The sequence below is a fragment of the Wolbachia endosymbiont (group A) of Volucella inflata genome (assembly GCF_947250665.1).
GTDB lineage: Bacteria > Pseudomonadota > Alphaproteobacteria > Rickettsiales > Anaplasmataceae > Wolbachia > Wolbachia pipientis.
On record NZ_OX366338.1, the window covers coordinates 1273949 to 1297882 of the forward strand.

The following is a 23934-nucleotide window of genomic DNA, read 5'->3' on the forward strand; positions in this document are numbered from 1 at the left end:
TTTCATATTTTTTGTCCACAGAGCCTAGTGAAAAACATTCGCTTGATACGAGGTGCATAATGCAATCTGATTGGTATAAAGAGCTGTTTCCAGAGGTAAAATTATCCAAAGACCAGAACACTAAATATAAATTCCAAACAGTGCAGAGAGGATTTAGAATCGCAACATCAGTTGGAGGAACATTAACCGGTGAAGGTGGTGACTTTATTATTGTGGATGATCCGCTTAACCCTGCTCAAGCTTTGAGTGAAACATTTAGAAAACGTGCCACAAACTGGTTCGATCAGACTTTAGTAACGAGACTCAACGATAGAAAAAAAGGAGTAATTGTGCTTGTGATGCATAGGCTCCACCTGGAAGACTTAACTGGGCACCTCTTATCCAAGCCAAAAAACATATGGCATCACATTTGTTTGCCAATGATTTCTGAAAATAAGGAGGTTATTTATTCAATTAATAACCATACTGGTGTCATTCCAACCCCCCCTCCTGTCATCCCAGTGCCCAGACACTGGGATCCAGAAAATTCAACCGCAAAAGACTGGATTCCAGCATCAAGTGCTGGAATGACACTACCTGCAAGAGTATTATACTCAAGAGAAGAGAATGAGTTATTATATCCCCTGGAGGGAGGAAGAGAAGAAGTTGAGATGATAAAAGTTGAACTCGGGAGTTACGCTTTTGCTGCTCAATATCAACAAAACCCCCTGCCGCTTTCAAGTGGTATAATAAAACAAGAGTGGCTAAAGCGCTATAAAAATTTCCCTGATAATCTCTCACATGTATAGCTCTTTTCATAATGGTCCAAACGGGTTAAAATAAGAGTTTATAGTAGTGAAGGTAAGTATGCCAGCAGCATATAGTTATGATTTAAGAAAAAAAGCAATGGAAGTGCTAGACGAAGGGGAAAGCAGAGAAACGGTAGCAGCAAGATTTAAAATTGGAAGAACTACATTATGGGAGTGGCAGCAAAGAAAAAAAGAAACAGGAGATTTTCAGTCGAAAAAACTTGGAAATGGAGGTTATAATCACAAAATTACCGACTGGAATAAATTTACTGAATTTGCCAAAAAACATGGTGGAAAAACTCTATCGGAAATGGCTAAGCTTTGGAGTAATGTTAGTATCCCAACGATTCATCGAGCTCTTAAAAAAATTGGACTCACACGCAAAAAAAGACATATGGATACAAAGAAAGGAATGAAGAAAAACGTGCTGAATTTTTGAAAATTATAGCAACAAAAGAACCTCAAAACTTAGTATATATAGATGAATCTGGTATTGATAATACCGAAGACTATCCCTATGGATATTCTCAGAAAGGACAGCGGTTTTATGCTCTAAAATCTGGTAAAAAAATTCAACGAATCAGTATGATTGCAGCCTTAAACGGCAGAAAAATAGTTGTTCCGTTAACATTTGAAGGCCACTGTAATATGGATATCTTTAATAAATGGTTTGAGCAGTTCCTAGGCTCTGTGGACAAAATTTTAGAGAAGCCATACAAGAGCTCCAACAAAATTGAGAAAACCCATAAAAACCTCAGCAGTTTTATCAAATCTGGAAAAATGCGCCTAAAATTTTTAATTTTACCAAAAAAACACTCAATCAAATGACGTTCTTTGTAGATATGCTCATCGTAATACCTTTGCACTTTTCGATTCCGTTTTGGCGGAATAACTACTGTACATCCCTTGTCTTCAAGACTTGTAACAAAGGCATTGCTATCGTAGCCCTTGTCAGCTACTACAGTAGAGTTATAGATACTTTCGGTCAACACTTGTGCCTGCGTAATTTCATTTCTTTGACCAGGAGTCAGAGTAAATTTAAGTGGATTTCCAAGTGCATCGACAAGCGCATGTATTTTAGTTGTAAAGCCACCTTTGCTCCTCCCTAAAGCTTCTTGATCCTTGGAGTTTTTTGTATATCCAGATGAACATGGATGGCCTCGGATGATCGTACCGTCGATTATAGCAACTTCTAAATCAGGCTCTTGTTTAGTATATTCAAGCAATTTTTTCCAGACATCTCTTTCACACCATCTTTTAAATCGCTTATGTATATTCCTGTAATTACCATAAGTTTTTGGTAAAAGTCTCCATTGGCAACCACTTCGCACTATGTACCACACTGCCTCTATGAATATTCTTAAACGTTTTTCATCTTTGCTGTGCATTCCTTTTACGCTTTTTATGAACTCTAAAATTTGTTTCCAATTTTCCTCTTTGATGTAATATTGCATATGGTAGTTTCTCCATTTTTTACCTATTAGGCTAAACTACCATCTTTTTCTCTCTTTTCATATTTTTTGTCCACAGAGCCTAACACCGATTTTGGAACCTGGACAAACTGTTATCCTTGATAATGCTACTTTTCATAAGTCTAATAAGATTACTGAACTTGCTAAAGGAGTTGGTGCAGAAATTTTATATCTACCGCCTTATTCTCCCGATTTTAACAAAATTGAGCATCATTGGTTTGCTATAAAAAACAGAGCTAGGAAAAACATTCCTCTATTCACATCTTTTCGTCATGCTGTTGATTCTGCTTTTCTATGAACTTTCCGGACTATTATGAAAAGAGCTATAACTCAAAGCTGGGACACTGCAGTTTCAACAAACGATTCCAGCGACTTTAGCGTCTGCACCACCTGGGCAAAAATAGATAATAAATTCTATTTACTTGATGTATATCGAGCAAAGCTTGAGTACCCAAAGCTTAAAGAGCAAGTTCTGTCACTAGCTGCAAGATGGACGCCACACGCAATTTTGATTGAAGCAAAAACGAGTGGTCAACAATTAACACAAGAGCTAAAGGCAAATAGCGATCTACCCATTATCGAAATAATTCCACACAATGACAAACTCACTCGATTTTATCAAATTGTTCCGGTGATAGAGTCTGGCAGGGTTTTTTTGCCACAGCAAGCAGTATGGCTCAATGATTTTGAGTACGAAATTTTAATGTTCCCAGAAGCTCGCCACGATGATCAAGTGGATAGTACCGCGCAATATCTGCAATGGACAAGAAAAACTAACACCAGTGCTTTCAGGGTCAGGGACTTTGGCCCTAACCCTAATAAAACACTTGGGTGGCTCAGAGCGGTGGATTAGATTAATAAACCTAAATTACTTACCTGCCTCAAGAGAGAAAAGACTACCAACTCTGACTTTTTTTATAACAGAGGAGACCGACTTAGAACTGGGGCTCGATGAGACCGACAACCTACCACTCTGCGAAAACCCACCACTAGCTTCTAGTTTATCTTTATCACTTCCAGTATCACTAGTCGATTTTTGTGAAGACGATCCTGAATAACAACCACTATCTGCAGAACTTGTAGAAACGTTACGACTAATTTCTTGTTCATCATCAAAGAATTTAAAAAGTAAGCCTTTTTTTGTCTTAAAAGGTAAATCTGAGTGTAGTTGCTTCCCCTTCTCAGGAGGAAGAACTGAGCACACTTGCTCTGCTCTCTCAGAAGTAGAAAGAAGTGAACGCAGTGTCTCACTATCAACATAAAGTAAGTGTAGTAACTTCTCGTACCTAGGAAGAAAAAAGCCGGAGTTTAGCTTCTCCTTCATCTCAGGAGAAAGAACTTTGCATAGTTCCTCCCTCTGATCAGGATCAAGACGTTGTTGCCACTCTGATCCACCTTCATGCGTAGGAGAAGTCACTTCTGAGGGTGGATTACTTTTTGCTTTTATTCTAGTTGGGAATGAAAAAAATGGCTTAGACACAGATGATTTTTCAGTTACATGATACACAAGATCACTTTTACTTGAACACATCGTATCACGCTCTACGCTACGTCGCTTAAAAGGCGATAACTTTGCTAGTATCGGCATTCCTTTTTTACAGAACAAACCACCCCCATGTTTCTCCGGAGATTCACTTTCTTTTGACTTTGGTTCAGAACACTCATCACGACTTTTTTGATCACTTTTACCAATAACTTTCTGTTCTTTATGTCCCTCATTACAAATGTTCTCCGTATCTTTTGGAGAATCTTCAGAAACCCCAAGATTTAAGAATATTGAATCATCCCATGCTGTAGGAAAAGGAATCGATGGTGGTCTATATCTCACTTGCTGACCCCGAATCTCTATTAGCATACTTTCATAAGCACCTAAAGATAGCTGTGATTGATCACAAGTGGATTGACTTGGATCTATTTCCTCCAGCACCACCTGAAACAGCCCCCCTTTTCCTCCCTCTCTTTCTGATCCTTGCCTGGGAGGCCTCTCTAACCCTTCACCACGACTTTGCATGGGAGACCTCTGTGCCTGTGGTTGCTCAAACAATGATCTTGGAACACCACTTGGAGAATGTGCAACAGAATCCTTAGGTTGTGGAGGTGAATCACCAAGACCACTATCGCTGTCTCCTCTAGATTCAAAAAACCTACGTCCAGTTTGTTCAGGCGGTGTTCTTGGTGGTTCTGGAGGTGTAGGAGAATCGAGTGGTGATTGCAGTTGTGATGACTCTGCACTATTTGTACGTGTAGGAGAAGTTACTGTTGAGGAGGATTGACTACCTCTTATCGAATCACGTCTCCTAAAATTTCCAGGATCAACTGCAAATTCAAAACGTTTGTTTTCTTTATTATATGTAATTGCAGACTCCATAATTTTAGGAAGTAACTGAGCAATTCCTTTATTAGAGAAAGCGTAAATTGGGTTTTCACAACTGTTAATATCTGGATCTGCTGTCTTGCCTCTGATATCACTCATAAGATTTTTATATTCTATATTAATTTTGTACACATCCTTACGCTTTAAAAATTCAAGCTGACCACTATATCTTTCTGTTAAAGGTATAAGAACAAAACTTTCACCGTTCTATATTTTCTTTTCGCCTGTAAAAATATCATAAGCGTTAATTGATTTCCTTATCTGTTCAAAAATAAAATTGCCAAGAACATCCTTAAAATTCTCAACTTTAGAATCTTCTGTGCCTGGAGTTCTAAAATCAAGCGCTACTCGCTCTCTAACATATTCTGCTACACTCCTGACTACCTTATCGCCAATGTTTTTAATATACAACATATCATTCTTATATTCATAAAAGTCTGAGCTCTTAAGGCCACAGTTTTTTAACCTTGAGTTAAACTCTTTAATATACTCCTCTTTAAGTAATTCAAAAGTCTCTGAATCATATCTCCTCTTAAGGTATTCATCGCTAAAAGCAATACAGTACAAATAAGGCATGCCTATTGCTCCCGTTCCAACAGTTCTATTGACCCATTCATATGCTTCTTCCTCAGATATCTCTACTTCTTCTTGTAGACGTGCAACCACTTTTGCTTCCACAGCCCTCTTAAACTCATTAGCAAAATGAACCTTCAAGTTACGAATTACTTCATTATTTGTAGAATCTGTAAGCTCCACTTTCTTTACATTTTCGTCTATATCTTTTTCCTTCCCACTATTTACAAACGGAAAATAGTTTAAGTTATAATATTTACGTGCTACCTCACTTCCACCACTGTAGTGCCGCTTTATTATCTCCTCTCCTACTCCTCGCAGATATTCTTTTGCATTAGTATTACTAACAAATAAGCCAACAATCTTTTTACCTTCCACAGTAAAATTAGTATTGATCTTATCAGAAGCATAATTATTTAAATTAAACGCATTAACCAGCTCTTTTATATCCATAACTACCTCTATTAAAATTGTTAAGAAACAACACTACTTGCTTTTATCTTTACTACTACCGGCACTAGTAGCACTACTACTACCCAGTTGTGTATTAGGCTTACTGCTTTCACGTTGCCGCTCGTAGTTTTTATACTTATCAGGACCAATCCATTCCAACCTTTCACTTGGAATCCACGAACCATCAGGTTGAGGTCCTGATTTGCTTTTTTTATCATTATCATTTGGCATATTACCCTCCAGTAAAAATATTATGTAACTAATATACTAAAAATAAAATTAAGTGCAAGCACTTTTTTATATTTTTTTTTAAAAATTTTTATTCACTCTTTTTTCATAACTCTAGTTTCTAGATTCCAGCGTCACGCGCTGGGATGACAAGAAAGAGGTACCAAAAAGAGACCTTTTCTTGTCGCCTTAGTAGCCATTCTAACATAGAATGTCATCCCAACTAAGAAGGGTGTCATCCCAGTGCCCAGACACTGGGATCCAGTGTTCTTTATCACACAAGTAGCTAACACTAGCTATCTCAATGGTGTATTACCATTTCCTCTTGCTGCAGGTTCCTCAAGTACATCAGTAAATTTTGACTTAGGATTTTCTTTAGCATCACTTGCAACACTATGCTGACCAGCACTAGACTTTTCATTATCAGCAAATTCCTTTCTTTGAGCAACTTTTTCTCTAAGTTTAGCAAAAGGGTCATTTGTTTTATGCTCATCAGTAGACTTGGATTCTTTCCCATCAAATTTTTGCTCATTAGTAGGCTTGAGTTCCTTTTCATTAAAATCGTTAGTAGTACCACATTTATTGGTAGACGTGGTTCTTCTTCCATTAACACTAGTATTCGTATCCCTTTTTTCGAAACTAACATGCCTTGCTGTACCAAAATCAAATTTTATTCCACTTGCCACAGGCTTCTCCTCCACAGTTTTCTGTGGACACACCTCTTTCTTCGGTTCCTCAGGCTTCGCTTTTTTATCTTCTTTATTTACTTCTTGTTTTGGCAAATTCTCAATATCCTCCTTACCTCTATCATGTGTTTGCACAAAAGGCACTCGATCTTTCAGAGAATTCGACAAAAGATCAAGATCTGGTTTGCTCAGAGGGACTGGCCTTACAAATCCTGGTGAAACGTCAAAAAGGAAAACTGGCACTTTAGGCTTTTCTCTTTCATCTACCTTGATTTCTATATCTTTATGAACTTCTTTAATTGCTTCTTCCTTTAATGATGTTTTTTCTGCTTTTTTATCTTCTTTTTCTGTAGATGCTTCTACCGCAGCCGCCAACTCAACTCCAAACATCTCTGCGAACATTGTAACAATCCATCCGACAACGGCCATTTGTAACCTGAGTTTCAGATCTTGCAATGCAGTTAATCTTTCTAACGCCCTTGCAAACTCTTCTTCTGACAACTCACCACTGCCTAATTTCTCCTGCAATTCTTTTATCTCTTTGTCCAACCTCTGATTGAAACTTAAATCGCGTGCAAAAATCTTCTTGATTAACTCCTTAAGCTTGTCACGCATAAATTTAATTATCGAAAGAAGCCAATTTTTTTCTTTCTTCTCCTTGAGCATTTGGTAGATTTTCGGATCATCTACATTTACTTCAAAAAGGTTGAAGAGAGGTTCAAAGAAACTCCAGAAATCTCCCAGTGGTTTTTCACAATTGAAGTAATCTTCATCATCACCTTTTCCGATATGTAGCTCTGCTTGAGATGATATTTCATCGATACAGCTAGAGGCCTGACGCTCACACTCGAGCCTCCTGAGCAAATCTTGTCTGGTGAGCTCCTCTACGCACTGCCTCTATTGCTCTGATATAGCTAAAGTGACTTACGATAATTTGAAAAACAAAAATTCGTCATTCCGCTACTTGTTAGCGGAATCTATACCGCGAATGAATCGCGGTATGACGTAGGACTGCTGTCATCCCAGTGCGTGACACTGGGATCTCGTTCCTTAACTTTATAGTGTAAATTATTTCAAATTGTGTCTAGGCTCTGTGGACAAAATTTTAGAGAAGCCATACAAGAGCTCCAACAAAATTGAGAAAACCCATAAAAACCTCAGCAGTTTTATCAAATCTGGAAAAAATGCGCCTAAAATTTTTAATTTTACCAAAAAAACACTCAATCAAATGACGTTCTTTGTAGATATGCTCATCGTAATACCTTTGCACTTTTCGATTCCGTTTTGGCGGAATAACTACTGTACATCCCTTGTCTTCAAGACTTGTAACAAAGGCATTGCTATCGTAGCCCTTGTCAGCTACTACAGTAGAGTTATAGATACTTTCGGTCAACACTTGTGCCTGCGTAATTTTATTTCTTTGACCAGGAGTCAGAGTAAATTTAAGTGGATTTCCAAGTGCATCGACAAGCGCATGTATTTTAGTTGTAAAGCCACCTTTGCTCCTCCCTAAAGCTTCTTGATCCTTGGAGTTTTTTGTATATCCAGATGAACATGGATGGCCTCGGATGATCGTACCGTCGATTATAGCAACTTCTAAATCAGGCTCTTGTTTAGTATATTCAAGCAATTTTTTCCAGACATCTCTTTCACACCATCTTTTAAATCGCTTATGTATACTCCTGTAATTACCATAAGTTTTTGGTAAAAGTCTCCATTGGCAACCACTTCGCACTATGTACCACACTGCCTCTATGAATATTCTTAAACGTTTTTCATCTTTGCTGTGCATTCCTTTTACGCTTTTTATGAACTCTAAAATTTGTTTCCAATTTTCCTCTTTGATGTAATATTGCATATGGTAGTTTCTCCATTTTTTACCTATTAGACTAAACTACCATCTTTTTCTCTCTTTTCATATTTTTTGTCCACAGAGCCTAGCTGCAAGTATAATAATTTCCATTTATAGATAAAGTATGTTGCAAATGTTATGCCAAAGAGTATAATAAAATCTATATCAAATACTTTACAAGAAAAAGTGACGATAGAGGCAAAAGCAAATATTAATAAGGATAATTTAAGAAAAGTGCATGCTAGAGTTTGAAGAAAGAGTTTGAAGAAGCAGTAAAAATAAAAAATATTATTGAAAGGTTAAATAGCACATGATATAATATATATAGTGTAAAAATGTAAGTAATTTTATTGACATCTTTACATTAATAGTTCTTAAATATTTAGTACTGTAGAATTAAGTTTTATGAAGGGAGTAAAAATGGTGGAAAGTTTTTCAGGTAACAATAAAGATAGTAATTTTATTGAGGGGACAAAAATAATGGAAAATTTTTCAGATAATAACGGAAACGGTAGCTCGATCTTCCAAGGAAAAATCAGGGAGCAAGATTTCTCTGCAGAGCAGAAGTTAAATGAACTAAAAGCAGCCGTAGAGGAGCTCACCAGACAAGATTTGCTCAGGAGGCTCGAGTGTGAGCGTCAGGCCTCTAGCTGTATCGATGAAATATCATCTCAAGCAGAGCTACATATCGGAAAAGGTGATGATGAAGATTACTTCAATTGTGAAAAACCACTGGGAGATTTCTGGAGTTTCTTTGAACCTCTCTTCAACCTTTTTGAAGTAAATGTAGATGATCCGAAAATCTACCAAATGCTCAAGGAGAAGAAAGAAAAAAATTGGCTTCTTTCGATAATTAAATTTACGCGTGACAAGCTTAAGGAGTTAATCAAGAAGATTTTTGCACGCGATTTAAGTTTCAATCAGAGGTTGGACAAAGAGATAAAAGAATTGCAGGAGAAATTAGGCAGTGGTGAGTTGTCAGAAGAAGAGTTTGCAAGGGCGTTAGAAAGATTAACTGCATTGCAAGATCTGAAACTCAGGTTACAAATGGCCGTTGTCGGATGGATTGTTACAATGTTCGCAGAGATGTTTGGAGTTGAGTTGGCGGCTGCGGTAGAGGCATCTACAGAAAAAGAAGATAAAAAAGCAGAAAAAACATCATTAGAAGCAACTAAAGAAGTTCGTAAAGACGTAGAAATCAAGGTAGATGAAAGAGAAAAGCCTAAAGTGCCAGTTTCCCTTTTTGATTTTTCATCTGGATCTCCAAGGCCAACTCCTCTGAGCAAACCAGATCTTGATCTTTTGCCAAAACCTATAATGCCTCCTATATTTAAGGAGGTTATAAACAATGAGAACCGCGAGGAAACAAAACCAAAAGTGGAAGAAGAGAAGAAAGCAAGACCTGAGGAACCGAAGAAAGAGGTGTGTCCACCGAAACCTACAGGGCAGTCTGTAGAAGGGACAAATCAATCAAAAGGAAATGAAGAGTTTAAAATAAGTAACAGGAAATCAAGAAGAGAAGCACGAGGTAAACCTCCTGTACACAATTATCCAATTGGTGATTGGCAAGAGCAAGCTTCATTAGGCACTAGTGGTAAGTCTAATGCTAGTGCTGAACATGAAGGTTCTGTGAATAACGCTCAAGAAAACCCTAAGTCAAAATTTACTGACGTATTTGAGGAACGTGCAGCAAGAGGAAATGGCAATACATCATCGAGAAGTTAGTGTTAGCTACTTATGTGATAAAGAACACTGGATCCCAGTGTCTGGGCACTGGGATGACAAGGAAGGGTAGCGCGTGACACTGGAATCTCGAAATTTGGATTTTATGAAAAAGAGTGAATAAAATTTTTTGAAAAAAAATATAAAAAAGTGCTTGCACTTAATTTTATTTTTAGTACATTAACTACATAATATTTTTACTGGGGGATAATATGGATAGTAATAAAGGTTCAGGTTATGAAAAACGAAAATATGGTGATAATACTGCTCCGGGAGGAGGAAGAGTTAGAGCGGATGCTATAGATCCAAGAAGAGTTGATGACTTTAGAGAGAGAATTAGACGTAAAGAGGAAGAAAAAAAACAAAATCAGTCTAGTAGTCAAGGTAGTGGCAAAAGTGGTAAGTAATAGCAAGTTTATGATAATTTAAATAGGGGGTGTTATGCCTAGTAAAATAAATCAAGAGTTAGTAAGAGCATTTAATATTAATCTTTGTCATAATGAAGTTGCTATTACTAATCTTACCGTACAAAATGTACGTCGAGGTTTATACAAGAAAGATTATATTGTTATCTCATTTGATAAAAGTATGGACGCTGGTCAATGCATGAAGTACTTGCACAACATGAAGGAAAGAATAGTAGAAACATTTTGCAGAAGTGAAAGTACTGCTGGTATGTCTTTTGATACAAGTTTTTTCCCTTTCAAATTTAATAAAAAACAACTGGATAAAGATAGTAGAAGAGGGTATAGGTTTTTAGTACCAATAGATCGAGGTGTAATCTTTAATTTGAAGTGTTTGCTAGCTAATGGAGTTGCAAAAGACATAGCAGAGGATATAGGAAAAAACTTTGGTGTAGAATATGCGGCAGAACATACGGATCATATAAGCTTTGACAGGGAATTTTATCTATATTGTAGGCGTTTTAATGATTGGAAACTAAAAGTACGCTTTATTAATTTATTGTCATCGAAAATTATAGGATACGGAAATGCTCCAATGGACTACTTGGAAATAATTGATAATCGTGTATACATAAAAAAAAGCATTTTTGATAATGTTGAGTTTATTAAGAACATAGTAAAAGACAAAGCATCTTTGATATGTCGCGATTTTGAGGTTCCAAGTAGCGAGGATGAGGTTGTTGAGAGTCTAAAATTTCCAATAATTGATTTGCTTTATGAAATAGGTATACCGGTTGATTTTATATTTCATACTTCTTATACAGGCAGCGGTGAGAACTCAGTCCTTGTACCTGCTGCTATGAAAGTTATTTCTAATATTGAATATTATGAGTTTTTAAGTAAGAAAGAAGTGGACTATATTAATAATGTATTTGGTATGGTTGTGTTAAATAATATTGAAGATTGTACTTCATCAAAACATCTACCAGTATCTGGTAATGGAGGAATATATGGAATAGACTTTTATGATGAAGATATTTCTTATTGTGTGCTGAATAAAATCATAGAAAACTCTTTAATCAATGCAAGGCATGAACTGTCCATTGATCCTGAGCTTGTGCGAGCATTGTCGCCTGCGCAATCACCATTCAATTCTCCTACACATGCAGGCCCGAGTGGACTAAGAACACCGCCCAACCAAAGAAGAAGCATAGATAGTGGTATTGGTGAGTCACCTCCGAAACCTAAGGATTCTGGTTCTTCAAGTGGTGGTCCAAGTTCTGGCTTAACTGAATTGTCATCACCGACACAGGAGTTTCCCACGCAGAGTCAGGGTGAAGAATTAGGAAGGTCTTCCAGGCGAGGGTCAGAAAGAGAGGAAGAAACAGGGAGGATGTCTCAGTTGGTGCCTGAGGGGGAGATAGGTCAGGCTAGTACTTCTTCTCAGCAAACGGACGATATGCCACGCAGGTCATACACGAGCAGATATAGACGGACACCGTTAATGTCACAACCGTCGACGCTTAGAGAACTTTCATTATCGGAAAGTGCTTATGAAAGTATGCTAATAGAGATTCAGGGTCAGCAAGTGAGATATAGACCACCATCGATTCCTTTTCCTATAGCATGGGATAATTCAATATCCTTAAATCTTGGGGTTTCTGAAGATTCTCCAAAAGATACGGAGAACATTTGTAATGAGGGACATAAAGAACAGAAAGTTATTGGTAAAAGTGATCAAAAAAGTCGTGATGAGTGTTCTGAACCAAAGTCAAAAGAAAGTGAATCTCCGGAGAAACATGGGGGTGGTTTGTTCTGTAAAAAAGGAATGCCGATACTAGCAAAGTTATCGCCTTTTAAGCGACGTAGCGTAGAGCGTGATACGATGTGTTCAAGTAAAAGTGATCTTGTGTATCATGTAACTGAAAAATCATCTGTGTCTAAGCCATTTTTTTCATTCCCAACTAGAATAAAAGCAAAAAGTAATCCACCCTCAGAAGTGACTTCTCCTACGCATGAAGGTGGATCAGAGTGGCAACAACGTCTTGATCCTGATCAGAGGGAGGAACTATGCAAAGTTCTTTCTCCTGAGATGAAGGAGAAGCTAAACTCCAACTCTTTCTCCCCTGGGAAGGAGCGGCTTTTATATTTGACGCATACTCCTGAGGGGAAAAGGGAGCTAAGCAGATCTCTATGTGAGGGTAAAGAATCACAGTTATTGCGACTTACAAAAGCACAATTACCTGATAACTCTAGTTCTGAAAGAGATAGTGGTTATTCTTCAGGATTACCTGCTTCTCCTGCTTTGCCACATAAGGAAAGTGTCTCTTCAGAGGTTAAAGAGTGTCGTACTGTAGAGCATACGCGAGAAACTTGGGGGAAACGAATTTAGGTTTTTAGATATATCTTAACCACCTAAATGGTTTATTAGGGTTAGGGCCAAAGTCTCTGATCCTGAAAGCACTGGTGTGAGTTTTTCTTGTCCATTGCAGATATTGCACGGTACTAAATATTTAAAAAGTATTAATATAAAGATATCAATAAAATTATTTACATTTTTATACTATGCCCATAGCATCATATATTACTTAACCTTGCAATAATTTTTTTATTCTTGCTGCTTCTTCAAATTCTAAATTTTCAGCATGCTCTATCATTTGCTTTCTCAAATCATTCTTATTAGTATTTACTTTCGGTTCTGCTATTGCCCTCTCCTGTAAGGTGTTTGATATAGGTTTTATTATAGTCTTTGGGATAATATTGTGCAATATATTATGTTCTTCTTGTTTTTTTCTTCTTCTTTCAGTCTCTTTTAACGCACGATCCAGAGAACCAGTGATTTTATCTGCATACAAAATTACTCTACCTTCAGCATTACGCGCAGCACGACCGATCGTTTGAATTAATGAAGTTTCCGATCGCAAAAATCCTTCTTTATCAGCATCCAAAATTGCAACCAACCCACACTCTGGAATATCAAGACCTTCCCTCAGCAAGTTAACACCTACTAAAACATCGATTTCTTTAGATCTCAATTTGTATATAATTTCTATTCTCTCCAGCGCAGCAATATCAGAATGCAAATAACTCACTCTCATATTTAACTCACTCATATATTCAGCTAAATTTTCAGCCATCTTTTTCGTCAATGTAGTGATTAAAACACAAAATCCCTTCCTGATCGTCACTTGTGCCTCATGAATTACATCATCAATTTGACTCTCTATTGGTTTCACAATGCAGATTGGGTCTGTAAGCCCTGTTGGACGGATAACTTGCTCTATAAATACATTATTGGTCTTTGCCAACTCATACTTTCCGGGAGTGGCTGAAATGTAAATAGTCTGCGGCCTAACTTCCTCCCACTCTTCAAATTTTAATGGACGATTATCAAAAGCGGAAGGGAGCCTGAAGCCATAGTCAATCAATTTCTTTTTACGCGCCTCATTACCACTGTACATTGCACCAACCTGAGGAACGGTGACATGACTCTCATCAACAAATAAAATTACGTCTTTGGGTAAATATTCAAACAAAGTAGGCGGTGGATCCCCAGCTTCCATTCCATAGAGATACCGCGAATAATTTTCAATACCTTTACATATTCCTGTTGTTCTCATCATTTCGATATCAAAATTAGTGCGTTGCTCGAGGCGCTTTGCTTCAACAATCTTGTTTTGCGAGTAGTAATAATCCAAGCGTTCATGCAGCTCTTTTTTGACTAGTTCAATTGCCTGCAACAAAGCCTCACGCGGGGTTATGTAATAGCTATTTGGAAAAATGGTGATTTTATTTACGCCTTTGGTAACATTGCCCGTTATAGCATCAACTTCAAAAATTTCTTCTATTTCATCGCCAAATAACGATAAACGCCAAGCTTTATTTTCATAATGGGAAGGAAATATATCAATAATATCGCCGCGCACTCTGAAATATCCTCTCTCAAACCTGGCATCAGAGCGCTTGTATTGAAGATCAGTTAAGTTGCTCAGGAAATCATTAATACGAATTTTATTTCCAACACTAAGCGGTATGATCATGCTGCGGTAGCTCTCAGGCGAACCAAGACCGTATATGCAGGAAACACTGGCAACTACGATCGTATCCCTGCGCTCCAAAAGGGAGCAGACGGTGGAATAACGCAGCATCTCAATTCTTTCGTTAATTGCAGAATCTTTTTCGATATAAGTATCAGTTTGTGGTAAATAGGCTTCAGGTTGATAATAATCATAATAAGAAATGAAGTATTCAACAGCATTATGGGGAAACAATCCTTTCATTTCCTCATAAAGCTGTGCTGCTAAAGTTTTATTGTGTGCCATAATTAATGCAGGCCTGTTTGTCCTTGCAATAACATTTGCCATAGTAAAAGTTTTCCCAGAACCAGTAACTCCAAGCAAAACCTGATCTCTTTTATTGCTATTTAGCCCTGCAATTAAGCTATCGATTGCCTGTGGTTGATCCCCAGCCGGTTGAAAATGTGTAGCGATTTGAAATTCCATAGACTTTACTTACTATCTTTGATTCATTGTATAGTAAACACTATATTGCTTTTAAGATAAGTTGTATAGCTATCATAAAGCCATAAAACATTAACCAACAATGTCATGCAAGTAGCTGACACTGGAATCTTGTTTCAATGCTAAACAAAATACCATAGAATTCAAGAAGACAATTCCTAAAAAATCCCTACATCCAAAAAAAGGCAAAATGCTGCTTGAATAAGCTAAATTTTTTTAGATGCAAAAACAATAAAACATAGTTGATACTAAATTATAGTACTCCTATGACAACGTTACAAAAATTAAGGAAATGGATAGCTCTGATCAATTGGAATAGTATTTTCAGGTACCGGTGGTCAATATGACATTTTTAAAATAAAGATTTAGAACCTGTTTAAAATCTTCTCAATAGAAGAGAAATGAAGGAAAGAACGACCATTTGTAGGCTAGTGTTAAGTTTTCGCTCGCAATTTTTCCACAATCGTCTGCATTTTTCTAACCAAGCGAAAGATCGCTCTACAACCCATCTTTGTGACAATACAGCAAAGGAATGTAATTCACTTCGTTTTATTACTTCTACAGTTGCTCCAATAATCGTTTTTATTTGAGTTGCAAAATTTTCTCCTGTATAACCTGCATCAACCAGTATATTTTTAACTTCCGAGAGGTTTTCTTTTGCGCTTTCAACCATTCTCACAGCACTGCTAACCCCAGTTGTAAATTAGAAAAAATAGAAAAGGTAAGGAAATAGGTTAAACTCCGAGGTATTTGATATTCATTCCTAAAATAGAAGGTTACCAATGAAAGAGAAAGTAACAGAAATCTTTTGTATAGTCGATGATTTTTGCAATACAGTCGGTGAAAATTTTGCAGAAAAACTTCTACCAAGTGGCAAAAAACCAACCAGGACGCCAGAGATTACGCATTCAGAGATTTTTACCATAATATTGCTATATCACCAATCCAAGTGCGACAATTTTAAAATTTTCTATGTGCATTATTTGAAATTATTATACGAATCAGCGTTTCCAAAATTGCCATCCTATAGTAGGTTTATCAGGCTAAAATCGCGGGTTTTATGGTATTTAGCGCTCTTAATGCAATGGTTTTGCGAACAGTCAAAAGTGACAGGGATTTCGTACATAGATGCAACATCTATCGCTGTTTGCCATCCAAAAAGGACCTCGAGAAACAAAGTTTTCAAAGGGTTGGCAAAGATTGGAAAGACTACTTATGGGTGGTTTTTCGGTACATCTAGTAATCAATGAAACTGGCGAAATTCAAGGGGTTACGGTGATAAAAGGCAACGTTGATACCTGTGCCAAATTTAACTAAGAAATTGACTGGATTATTGTTTGGAGATAAAGGATATATCAAAAAAGATCTTTTTCACGAATTATTCGATAGAGGGTTAAAGCTTGTAACCAGTATAAAAAAGGGTATGAAAAACTCATTAATGGCGCTAAATGAGAAGATTTTGTTAAGAAAAAGATCGATTATTGAGACAGTTTTTGGCTCTCTGAAAAACAAATTTGAGATTGAGCATACTCGCCATAGATCACCGATAAATTTTTTGGTACACATTTTTTCTACGCTTGTTTCATATTCCATGCAGCCGAAAAAGCCCTGCATTTCTAAGCTTTACTTCGTTGGCTAATCCGCAACTGGGGTATATAGGGTTGACACCAAGGCAATATTCTTCTGGAGAAGTTGATCGGCATGGCAGCATATCAAAGATGGGACCAGCGGAATGTAGAAGTATGTTATATGAAGCTGCACAAACAATGCTTACAGTTACCAAGAGGACATTTAAATTAAAAAACTGGGGTTGCGAAGAAAAAAGGAATGAAAAAAGCAATTGTAGCAGTAGCAAGAAAATTAGCTGTAATTATGCATAGGATGTTGGTTGATAAAACAGAATTTTATTATCAATAAACATCAAAAGAGCATAGGACAATAATTTTATTGAAAATAAAGATAGCAATGCCGATGGAAGGGACAAGCAAGAACTTAGTTAGACTTCGTGGTAAATATGTTGCCGTCCACTTCCGCCTAACAAGTATAATGCGGCTTGACAAATTTATTGTCATCTCAGACCGCGGAGAGAACCATATGCTACTTTTAACTTATGTAAAATTACCAAGGATTATGGAGAAGATATGCTGTTTTGATTTGTGTGAAAATTATTGTTGACTTATGTGCAATTAGAGAACCTAAGTCACTTTAGCTATATATAAAAGGTTTAAGTGGTTGTATTGATGTATCTTTGTATTAAAAAACACCCAATAAGCAGAGTTGTAAGTGGAATAAACCACAAAATGTAAGTGCTAGGTGGTACGATTATAATTGAATTGCCGTAAGAATTTTTTAACTCTGAGATTATCTCTTCATCAGTGTATCCATCATTGATTTTTTTACGAATTGCTCCTCGCATATCATACGCGATCTGAGATCCAGATTCAGACAATGATTCGCCAGAACATATTGGACACCTTATTATTTCAAATAAACTTGTTGCTCGTTTTTCCATGCTTTTATCTCTGAGTTTATTATCCAGAGTAAAAGCGTTTACACCTGAGTGAAATATCAATATGAAAAGTAAACTAACTACTGCTCTCATCCTTGGTTAATTGGGTTATTTTACTGAGTTGGTTCATAAAATCAGTAGTGGATAACTTTCCAATAAAGCTTGACCCTACATCATCATCGTACTTTATTGAAAATTGAATGCCGTCATCAGTTGTTTTTTCTGATAAGAAAGATACTAATTTTTCGAACGCATCTGAAGTTTTTGAGTCACCAATCATAAACGAGATTAATTCTTTATAATTTGATATAGCCACGTTAATTTTGTCTTTAAATGAAGACGTAACCAAATTATAATTTTGCACTCCACCATCTGCAGCAAGAGAAAAATTATTACTTTGAATTAAAAATTTCTCTATGTTGAAATTAATTCTGGAAGCTGAGATGTGGTTTACAAATTCGTAATCAAATTTAGTGTCGATACTAAGGTAACTTTCAGGACTTGCAGTATTTTTATACCGATAAGTATAAAAATCAAATCCTAGTTTAGTATTTCCACTTGGTTCTTTATCGAGGTAAAATTGAATGTAATTGCTTTTATCATTCACTTCAGTTATAACACTTTGCTGATTTTCTAAAACATCACATTTTAATCCATAATCTTCGTAACGAAGTGTATCTATATAGTCTATCACGGTACTATTTTTGTTGAATCGCAGTGAAGATGGTAAATCGTTTAGTCTAACAACAAAGTGGCTGCTATCGTTTGTGTGGCATTTTATATTCTTTTTCTCATCACCATGAACAGCAATATCAACTTCATTACTTGGTGTATAAATATATACTGATTTATCGAATAATCTGTTTTTTATCAGTAAAGCCTCGGATGAAATAGTCAATTGCTCATTGGAAAGTTTTGGGTTTGTCACACGGAAAATTAGGTTAGAAGGAAATCCACTAAAATCATGTGAAATATCGAACTTTTCGTCGTTAATGTATAGTATTGTTTCAGCTAAAAGATTTTTTACCTTACATGCAGAAAAATACCAAAAACCACTATACGCTACAGGAATAAACAAAAGTAAAGAGATGATAATATAGATAAAAATCTTACGCATGATTCCCCTGTTTATCCAATGATATATTTCTTGTACCCCTTGGTATGGTTACACACAAGCCGTCGATATCTTTTGTGATTTTTATTTGGCATCCAAGCCTCGACGTCTCTGTTAAGCCGAAAGCTAGGTCTAACATATCATTTTCCTCATCAGATATGGGGTTATGTGTTTCTACAGCATCATAAAATTCTGGATCAACAATCACGTGGCATGTAGAGCAAGCAAGAGAACCTTCACATGCACCTTCAAGCAGATCTGGATCACTTCTGTGGGCTAAATTGAGCAGAGTTTCTCCCTCTGCAGCTTCATAGCTTTTCTTACTCCCATCAGGTAAAATAAAAGTAACAGATGGCATATTATCCCTATTAAAATCCTTACTAATTTCTCTATATCCTACAGGTAATAACCAATATTTGCAAACTCTTTGCAATTCCAGTGCCTATATTTCTTGTTATCCAAGTATCTCCTTTAGCATAGATCCCGCTAACAAGCAGCGGGATGACGGTTGTCAGGCTAGTGCCTTCTCCTGTCATCCAAGTAGCTGACACTGGTTCCTTTATGATGGCAGCGCCTCTATGATGTCATCCCAGTGCTCCTTTCTCGTCATCCCAGTGCTTGACACTGGGATCCAGGAAAGTTTGCTTGTAAGCAAGCAAACTAGCACAGAAAGTGGTTACAACATTTTCAATGAGATTATATGGAAAACTGGATTCCAGTGTCAAGCACTGGAATGACATCATAGGAGCACTGGGATGACAAAAAAAGGAGCACTGACCATTTTCGGTCTCTTAAGTTGCTTTAGCTACAAACATTAAGAAATTTACCAAATGAAAAAAAGGCAAAAGAAACCCTAGTCATTGTCTATTTTCAGTATTGGCGTTTTTTAAGTCTTAAACGCTGCAATTTAGCTGCTTTTAAATGCAACTAACCTTAGCTTTAATATTTAAGAAATTTACCAAGCAGGAAAAAAGGCAAAGAAACCCCGTAGTAGCTAGCATTCAAATTCTCCCTTGTCAATTTGACGTTTTTTGCTGTCTTAAACGCTTTGTAAGCGCGTTTCGGCTTATATAGGTAAAAACCTAAAAATTTTTAAAGACATGCGATGCACGTAGTGCGAAAAATTAAACATGAGACGCCAAATACCCTAAGTTTTTTGTCATTAACCTGCACAGATTGCGAAGATAAATAAATAGCTTCAGTTTCATGATAAGGGGACTGGCAGAGTTTGTCAAGGAAGTTTTTTGTTTCTATTGAATGACAGTTGTAACCTACGAAAGAAGTCTGTTGTAATTTGTACGATATCTTTATAAAATGGCTCGCATAAGTTATCTAGGCTCTGTGGACAAAATTTTAGAGAAGCCATATAAGAGCTCCAACAAAATTGAGAAAACCCATAAAAACCTCAGCAGTTTTATCAAATCTGGAAAAAATGCGCCTAAAATTTTTAATTTTACCAAAAAAACACTCAATCAAATGACGTTCTTTGTAGATATGCTCATCGTAATACCTTTGCACTTTTCGATTCCGTTTTGGCGGAATAACTACTGTACATCCCTTGTCTTCAAGACTTGTAACAAAGGCATTGCTATCGTAGCCCTTGTCAGCTACTACAGTAGAGTTATAGATACTTTCGGTCAACACTTGTGCCTGCGTAATTTCATTTCTTTGACCAGGAGTCAGAGTAAATTTAAGTGGATTTCCAAGTGCATCGACAATCGCATGTATTTTAGTTGTAAAGCCACCTTTGCTCCTCCCTAAAGCTTCTTGATCCTTGGAGTTTTTTGTATATCCAGATGAACATGGATGGCCTCGGATGATCGTACCGTCGATTATAGCAACTTCTAAATCAGGCTCTTGTTTAGTATATTCAAGCAATTTTTTCCAGACATCTCTTTCACACCATCTTTTAAATCGCTTATGTATACTCCTGTAATTACCATAAGTTTTTGGTAAAAGTCTCCATTGGCAACCACTTCGCACTATGTACCACACTGCCTCTATGAATATTCTTAAACGTTTTTCATCTTTGCTGTGCATTCCTTTTACGCTTTTTATGAACTCTAAAATTTGTTTCCAATTTTCCTCTTTGATGTAATATTGCATATGGTAGTTTCTCCATTTTTTACCTATTAGGCTAAACTACCATCTTTTTCTCTCTTTTCATATTTTTTGTCCACAGAGCCTAGCAGTGCAACTAAACAAATACAAAAATCAAAACGTCGCGGTTTTTGGTCTTGGTAAAACTGGTTTATCCGCCATTAACGCTCTAACAAAGAGTGGTGCAAGAATATATGCATGGGATGATCATGAAGAGCAAATAGCAAATGCAAAAATGATGTATAAAAAATGTAATTTTATTCATCCCAAGGAATACAATTGGCATGAGATCAGTGCATTGGTTTTAACCCCTGGAGTGCCAACAGAGCCACATTGGATAGTAAAACTTGCAAGGAGATTTGATTGCAAAATAAAATCAGACATTGAGCTATTTCTTGAAGCTAAAACTACGAACCAGAAGGTAATAGGCGTCACAGGAACAAATGGTAAATCAACCACTACATCACTAATAGGGCACATATTAAAATCTGCAGGGAAAAAAGTAGCTATTGGTGGAAATTTAGGCGTTCCTGTTTTGGATCTAGAAAGAGATGCAGAAATTTATGTAATCGAACTCTCCTCTTTTCAATTGGAGTTGATGAATGAAATTAACGTGGACATTTCAGCACTGCTCAATATTACACCAGATCACATAGATAGGCATGGAAGTATGGAGAACTACATAGCAACTAAATTAAAACTGATAAACGGTAGTGAGGTTGCCGTAATAGGATGTGACAATGAGATTACTGCTGATATATTCAACAAATTCACTGGAGACAAAATTCCAATCTCAGTAACATATTCCCCGATGTCATTCCAGCGCGTGACGCTGGAATCCAGAAAAGAAAAACCATTGCCAACTACTCAGATGACAGAGGGTGGTGCAAGAGATCTAATATCATTGGCAGGTAACAATTTGCTTGATTATAGTGAACAGATTACTGGTATAGATCGAAATTATCTGGATCCCAGTGTCAGCTACTTGGATGACAAAAGGGGCACTGGGATCCAGAAGATCTCGTTAAAACTAGAGAATCATAGCTTATCAGTAAGCGACGTGAAAATAAACCTAATATCCAACGCAGAAAACATAGCAGCCACATATGCCGTATGTAAGGTACTTGGAGTAGATAGCAACACTATTATCAATGGAATCAAGTCCTTTTCAGGACTGAGGCATAGGAATGAACTGCTTGGCAAAATAAGAAATGTGTTTTTCGTGAACGATAGCAAAGCAACTAATGCAAAATCGAGCGAAAAGGCGATCTTATCTTATGAAAACATAAATTGGATCGTTGGTGGAAGAAGCAAAAAAGGTGGAATAGAATCATTAAGCAAGCATTTTACAAGGGTTAGAAAAGCTTTTCTTATTGGAGAATCAACCGAAGCTTTTGCAAATGTTATGGAGAATAAAGTAGATTATGTTAAATGTTGCAATCTAGAAGATGCATTCAGATTGGCTTTTGAAGAGGCCTTAAATAGCTCAGAAGAAGTAACAATATTACTTTCTCCCGCGTGTGCTTCTTTTGATCAATGGAAAAATTTCGAGGAACGTGGTGAAGCATTTTGTAGAATGTTTGAAAATCTCAGGTACAATCACACATGCTGTTTAGTATGATGTTGCGTGGAACAAAAGTTAATAATAGATAAGCTAATTAGGGTTATTCCATTTGAAGGGATAAGCGATGAAACCCTATTAAAGGTGTGCACTGACCTTAATCTAGCTAATAGCTTTTGCAAATTTCAGAATGGAATATATAGCGCTTTGGAGCACATAGCAGAGGACTTAAATAGCTCAATGGAAGCTGAACTAAGGAATTCTAATTTAGAAGATATGAAAGTGCGAGAGCGAGTAAAGTTAGCCATTCAAATACGCCTTTCAAATTACGCTAAGCTACCAAATTATAGAGAACTTTTAAAAAATGTTTTATTATTCTCTGTATCACCAAAAAATACATATTTTTCTAGTAAACTTTTATACAGAACTGTTAGTGCGATTTGGTATGGCATTTATGACCAATCAACAGATTTTAACTACTATACAAAAAGAGCAATATTAGCTGGAGTGTACTTAAGTACGATACTTTTTTTTATCAATGATTATTCAGAAGATTTTGTGGATACTTTATCGTTTCTTGATAACCGTATCAACAATGTCATGACATTTCAAAAATTCAAAACTCGCTTAAAAGGAATCATAGGAAATTTCTTATAAGCTATTGATTGTTGGTAGAAAAGTACTTGAGCACGATCCTGAAAAGGTTTGTGAAAATAAAAATATTCATGCTGATCATAAAGAACATTTAGTTTATCGTGAGGATAATAATGGTACAACAAAATACACCAGTTACGAAGAAAAAGAAAATAAATTTATTGAAGAAGCACATGAATATTTAATAGACTCTGAATTTAATAAAAATTTTGATCTAGGGCAGTACAGAATAAGTAATTTCTCCGGAAACTTGACGAAAATAGAACTGGAACTCATCAATGAAAAGTATATGCAAGTTTAAGTTAATAGAGAAAGAAAAATTATTCTTGCTATACCGTAAACACGTTCCAAAATTACGCTAAAATTTTCGTTGCATTGAAAATCTTCATTTTTTTTGATCTCTAGAATTATCAATGCATCATCACTTAACCAGCCTGAGTTAGCTAGTCCATTCAACGTTGATTCAACTAGATTGCTATTGTAAGGTGGGTCTATAAAAACTATGTCACATTTTGAAATAGGTTGTGGTAAGCAGCTAGCACTGCAGCAAATTAGCGTAACATTGTCCGTAATTCCAAAATCTTCTGCTGTTTTTTTAGGCAATTGCAAATTGTAATAATCTGAATCTACCATAAATGCATGTTTAGCGCCGCGAGAAAGCGCTTCAAATGAAAAAGAACCACTACCACAGAATAAATCAAGTACATTCAAGTTATAAATAGGTTTTCTTGAGGAAAGCATATTAAATATTGCTTCTCGGACAATACTCATAGTTGGCCGTGCAGCTAAATGCTTACCTGTAGTTATTTTTCTTCCGCGATATTTGCCTGCAATGATGCGTAGCATATTAAATAAGCTCCAAAATAATTAATTATTTATACTATATGATTAATGTCAATATGGCTTTAGCAGTTTAATAGAGAG

The 23934-nt window shown here is 36.4% G+C and carries 18 protein-coding genes and 8 pseudogenes; 12 read left to right on the top strand and 14 right to left on the bottom strand.

Translation table 11 applies throughout. The features are described 5' to 3' along the window. Positions 1–26 precede the first annotated feature (26 nt). Positions 27–785 (top strand): annotated as a pseudogene (locus OOK85_RS06530) (WPE palindromic element domain-containing protein); the annotation flags it as partial. Positions 786–846: 61 nt separating this feature from the next. Further along, a pseudogene (locus OOK85_RS06535) lies at positions 847–1556 on the top strand (IS630 family transposase); the annotation flags it as partial. A 59-nt stretch (positions 1557–1615) separates the two neighbouring features. Here the strand turns inward: OOK85_RS06535 and OOK85_RS06540 are convergent. Continuing rightward, a pseudogene (locus OOK85_RS06540) lies at positions 1616–2242 on the bottom strand (IS5 family transposase); the annotation flags it as partial. A gap of 73 nt (positions 2243–2315) precedes the next feature. Here OOK85_RS06540 and OOK85_RS06545 point away from each other — a divergent pair. Both OOK85_RS06545 and terL read left to right on the top strand, forming a co-directional pair. Beyond that, positions 2316–2558, top strand: a pseudogene (locus OOK85_RS06545) (transposase); the annotation flags it as partial. A 27-nt stretch (positions 2559–2585) separates the two neighbouring features. Next, positions 2586–3113, top strand: a pseudogene (gene terL / locus OOK85_RS06550) (phage terminase large subunit); the annotation flags it as partial. Positions 3114–3128: 15 nt separating this feature from the next. On the opposite strand, the gene OOK85_RS06555 reads toward terL, so the two are convergent. The 5 genes from OOK85_RS06555 to OOK85_RS06575 form a co-directional block, all read right to left on the bottom strand. Further along, the gene (locus OOK85_RS06555) at positions 3129–4766 is read right to left on the bottom strand and encodes a hypothetical protein (RefSeq protein WP_264702898.1); all 1638 of its coding nucleotides are present in this window, start codon (positions 4764–4766) and stop codon (positions 3129–3131) included. A gap of 75 nt (positions 4767–4841) precedes the next feature. After that, on the bottom strand, positions 4842–5660 hold the full coding sequence (locus OOK85_RS06560; protein WP_264702900.1) for a hypothetical protein: 819 nt from the start codon (positions 5658–5660) through the stop codon (positions 4842–4844). A gap of 33 nt (positions 5661–5693) precedes the next feature. Then, positions 5694–5891 (bottom strand): hypothetical protein, encoded by a 198-nt coding sequence (locus OOK85_RS06565; protein ID WP_264702902.1) that lies wholly within the window; start codon positions 5889–5891, stop codon positions 5694–5696. A 293-nt stretch (positions 5892–6184) separates the two neighbouring features. Beyond that, positions 6185–7438, bottom strand: coding sequence for a hypothetical protein (locus OOK85_RS06570; protein WP_264702904.1), 1254 nt, complete (start codon positions 7436–7438; stop codon positions 6185–6187). 241 nt (positions 7439–7679) lie between these two features. Then, positions 7680–8432 (bottom strand): IS5 family transposase, encoded by a 753-nt coding sequence (locus tag OOK85_RS06575; protein ID WP_264702906.1) that lies wholly within the window; start codon positions 8430–8432, stop codon positions 7680–7682. Between the two features lie 414 nt (positions 8433–8846). Here OOK85_RS06575 and OOK85_RS06580 point away from each other — a divergent pair, with 414 nt between their 5' ends. From OOK85_RS06580 to OOK85_RS06590, 3 genes are all read left to right on the top strand, one after another. Further along, complete coding sequence (locus tag OOK85_RS06580; protein WP_264704216.1) at positions 8847–10151, top strand: hypothetical protein; 1305 nt, start codon at positions 8847–8849, stop codon at positions 10149–10151. A 209-nt stretch (positions 10152–10360) separates the two neighbouring features. Then, the gene (locus OOK85_RS06585; protein ID WP_264702908.1) at positions 10361–10555 is read left to right on the top strand and encodes a hypothetical protein; all 195 of its coding nucleotides are present in this window, start codon (positions 10361–10363) and stop codon (positions 10553–10555) included. Positions 10556–10589: 34 nt separating this feature from the next. Next, on the top strand, positions 10590–12944 hold the full coding sequence (locus tag OOK85_RS06590) for a hypothetical protein (protein WP_264702910.1): 2355 nt from the start codon (positions 10590–10592) through the stop codon (positions 12942–12944). Between the two features lie 196 nt (positions 12945–13140). On the opposite strand, the gene uvrB is transcribed toward OOK85_RS06590, so the two are convergent. Both uvrB and OOK85_RS06600 read right to left on the bottom strand, forming a co-directional pair. Further along, positions 13141–15054, bottom strand: coding sequence for an excinuclease ABC subunit UvrB (gene uvrB, locus OOK85_RS06595; protein ID WP_264702912.1), 1914 nt, complete (start codon positions 15052–15054; stop codon positions 13141–13143). A 394-nt stretch (positions 15055–15448) separates the two neighbouring features. Next, positions 15449–15721, bottom strand: a pseudogene (locus OOK85_RS06600) (transposase); the annotation flags it as partial. Between the two features lie 133 nt (positions 15722–15854). Between OOK85_RS06600 and OOK85_RS06605 the strand changes: the two are divergent. After that, a pseudogene (locus OOK85_RS06605) lies at positions 15855–16711 on the top strand (IS982 family transposase). A gap of 22 nt (positions 16712–16733) precedes the next feature. Then, positions 16734–16952, top strand: a complete 219-nt coding sequence (locus OOK85_RS06610) for a transposase (RefSeq protein WP_065095234.1) — start codon at positions 16734–16736, stop codon at positions 16950–16952. A 344-nt stretch (positions 16953–17296) separates the two neighbouring features. Here the strand turns inward: OOK85_RS06610 and OOK85_RS06615 are convergent, their stop codons facing one another. From OOK85_RS06615 to OOK85_RS06635, 5 genes are all read right to left on the bottom strand, one after another. Continuing rightward, entirely contained in the window at positions 17297–17674 is a 378-nt protein-coding gene (locus OOK85_RS06615; RefSeq protein ID WP_065094399.1) for a cytochrome c-type biogenesis protein, read from the bottom strand. Further along, the gene (locus OOK85_RS06620; protein ID WP_264702915.1) at positions 17658–18698 is read right to left on the bottom strand and encodes a hypothetical protein; all 1041 of its coding nucleotides are present in this window, start codon (positions 18696–18698) and stop codon (positions 17658–17660) included. The genes OOK85_RS06615 and OOK85_RS06620 overlap by 17 nt, the downstream gene beginning before the upstream one ends. Then, entirely contained in the window at positions 18691–19053 is a 363-nt protein-coding gene (locus OOK85_RS06625; protein ID WP_182365771.1) for a ferredoxin family 2Fe-2S iron-sulfur cluster binding protein, read from the bottom strand. The genes OOK85_RS06620 and OOK85_RS06625 overlap by 8 nt, the downstream gene beginning before the upstream one ends. A gap of 873 nt (positions 19054–19926) precedes the next feature. After that, positions 19927–20061 carry a hypothetical protein gene (locus OOK85_RS06630; RefSeq protein WP_264702917.1) on the bottom strand — a complete coding sequence of 45 codons (135 nt, stop codon included), beginning with the start codon at positions 20059–20061 and terminating at the stop codon, positions 19927–19929. Next, entirely contained in the window at positions 20049–20801 is a 753-nt protein-coding gene (locus OOK85_RS06635) for an IS5 family transposase (RefSeq protein WP_264702919.1), read from the bottom strand. The genes OOK85_RS06630 and OOK85_RS06635 overlap by 13 nt, the downstream gene beginning before the upstream one ends. 85 nt (positions 20802–20886) lie before the next feature. Here OOK85_RS06635 and OOK85_RS06640 point away from each other — a divergent pair, with 85 nt between their 5' ends. The 3 genes and pseudogenes from OOK85_RS06640 to OOK85_RS06650 all read left to right on the top strand — a co-directional run. Then, complete coding sequence (locus tag OOK85_RS06640; protein WP_264702921.1) at positions 20887–22416, top strand: Mur ligase family protein; 1530 nt, start codon at positions 20887–20889, stop codon at positions 22414–22416. Between the two features lie 6 nt (positions 22417–22422). Then, positions 22423–23013, top strand: coding sequence for a COQ9 family protein (locus tag OOK85_RS06645; protein ID WP_064125504.1), 591 nt, complete (start codon positions 22423–22425; stop codon positions 23011–23013). 22 nt (positions 23014–23035) lie between these two features. After that, positions 23036–23311 (top strand): annotated as a pseudogene (locus OOK85_RS06650) (hypothetical protein); the annotation flags it as partial. Here the strand turns inward: OOK85_RS06650 and rsmD are convergent. After that, entirely contained in the window at positions 23308–23856 is a 549-nt protein-coding gene (gene rsmD / locus OOK85_RS06655) for a 16S rRNA (guanine(966)-N(2))-methyltransferase RsmD (protein ID WP_264702926.1), read from the bottom strand. The pseudogene OOK85_RS06650 and the gene rsmD sit on opposite strands and share 4 nt — an antisense overlap. Positions 23857–23934 lie beyond the last annotated feature (78 nt).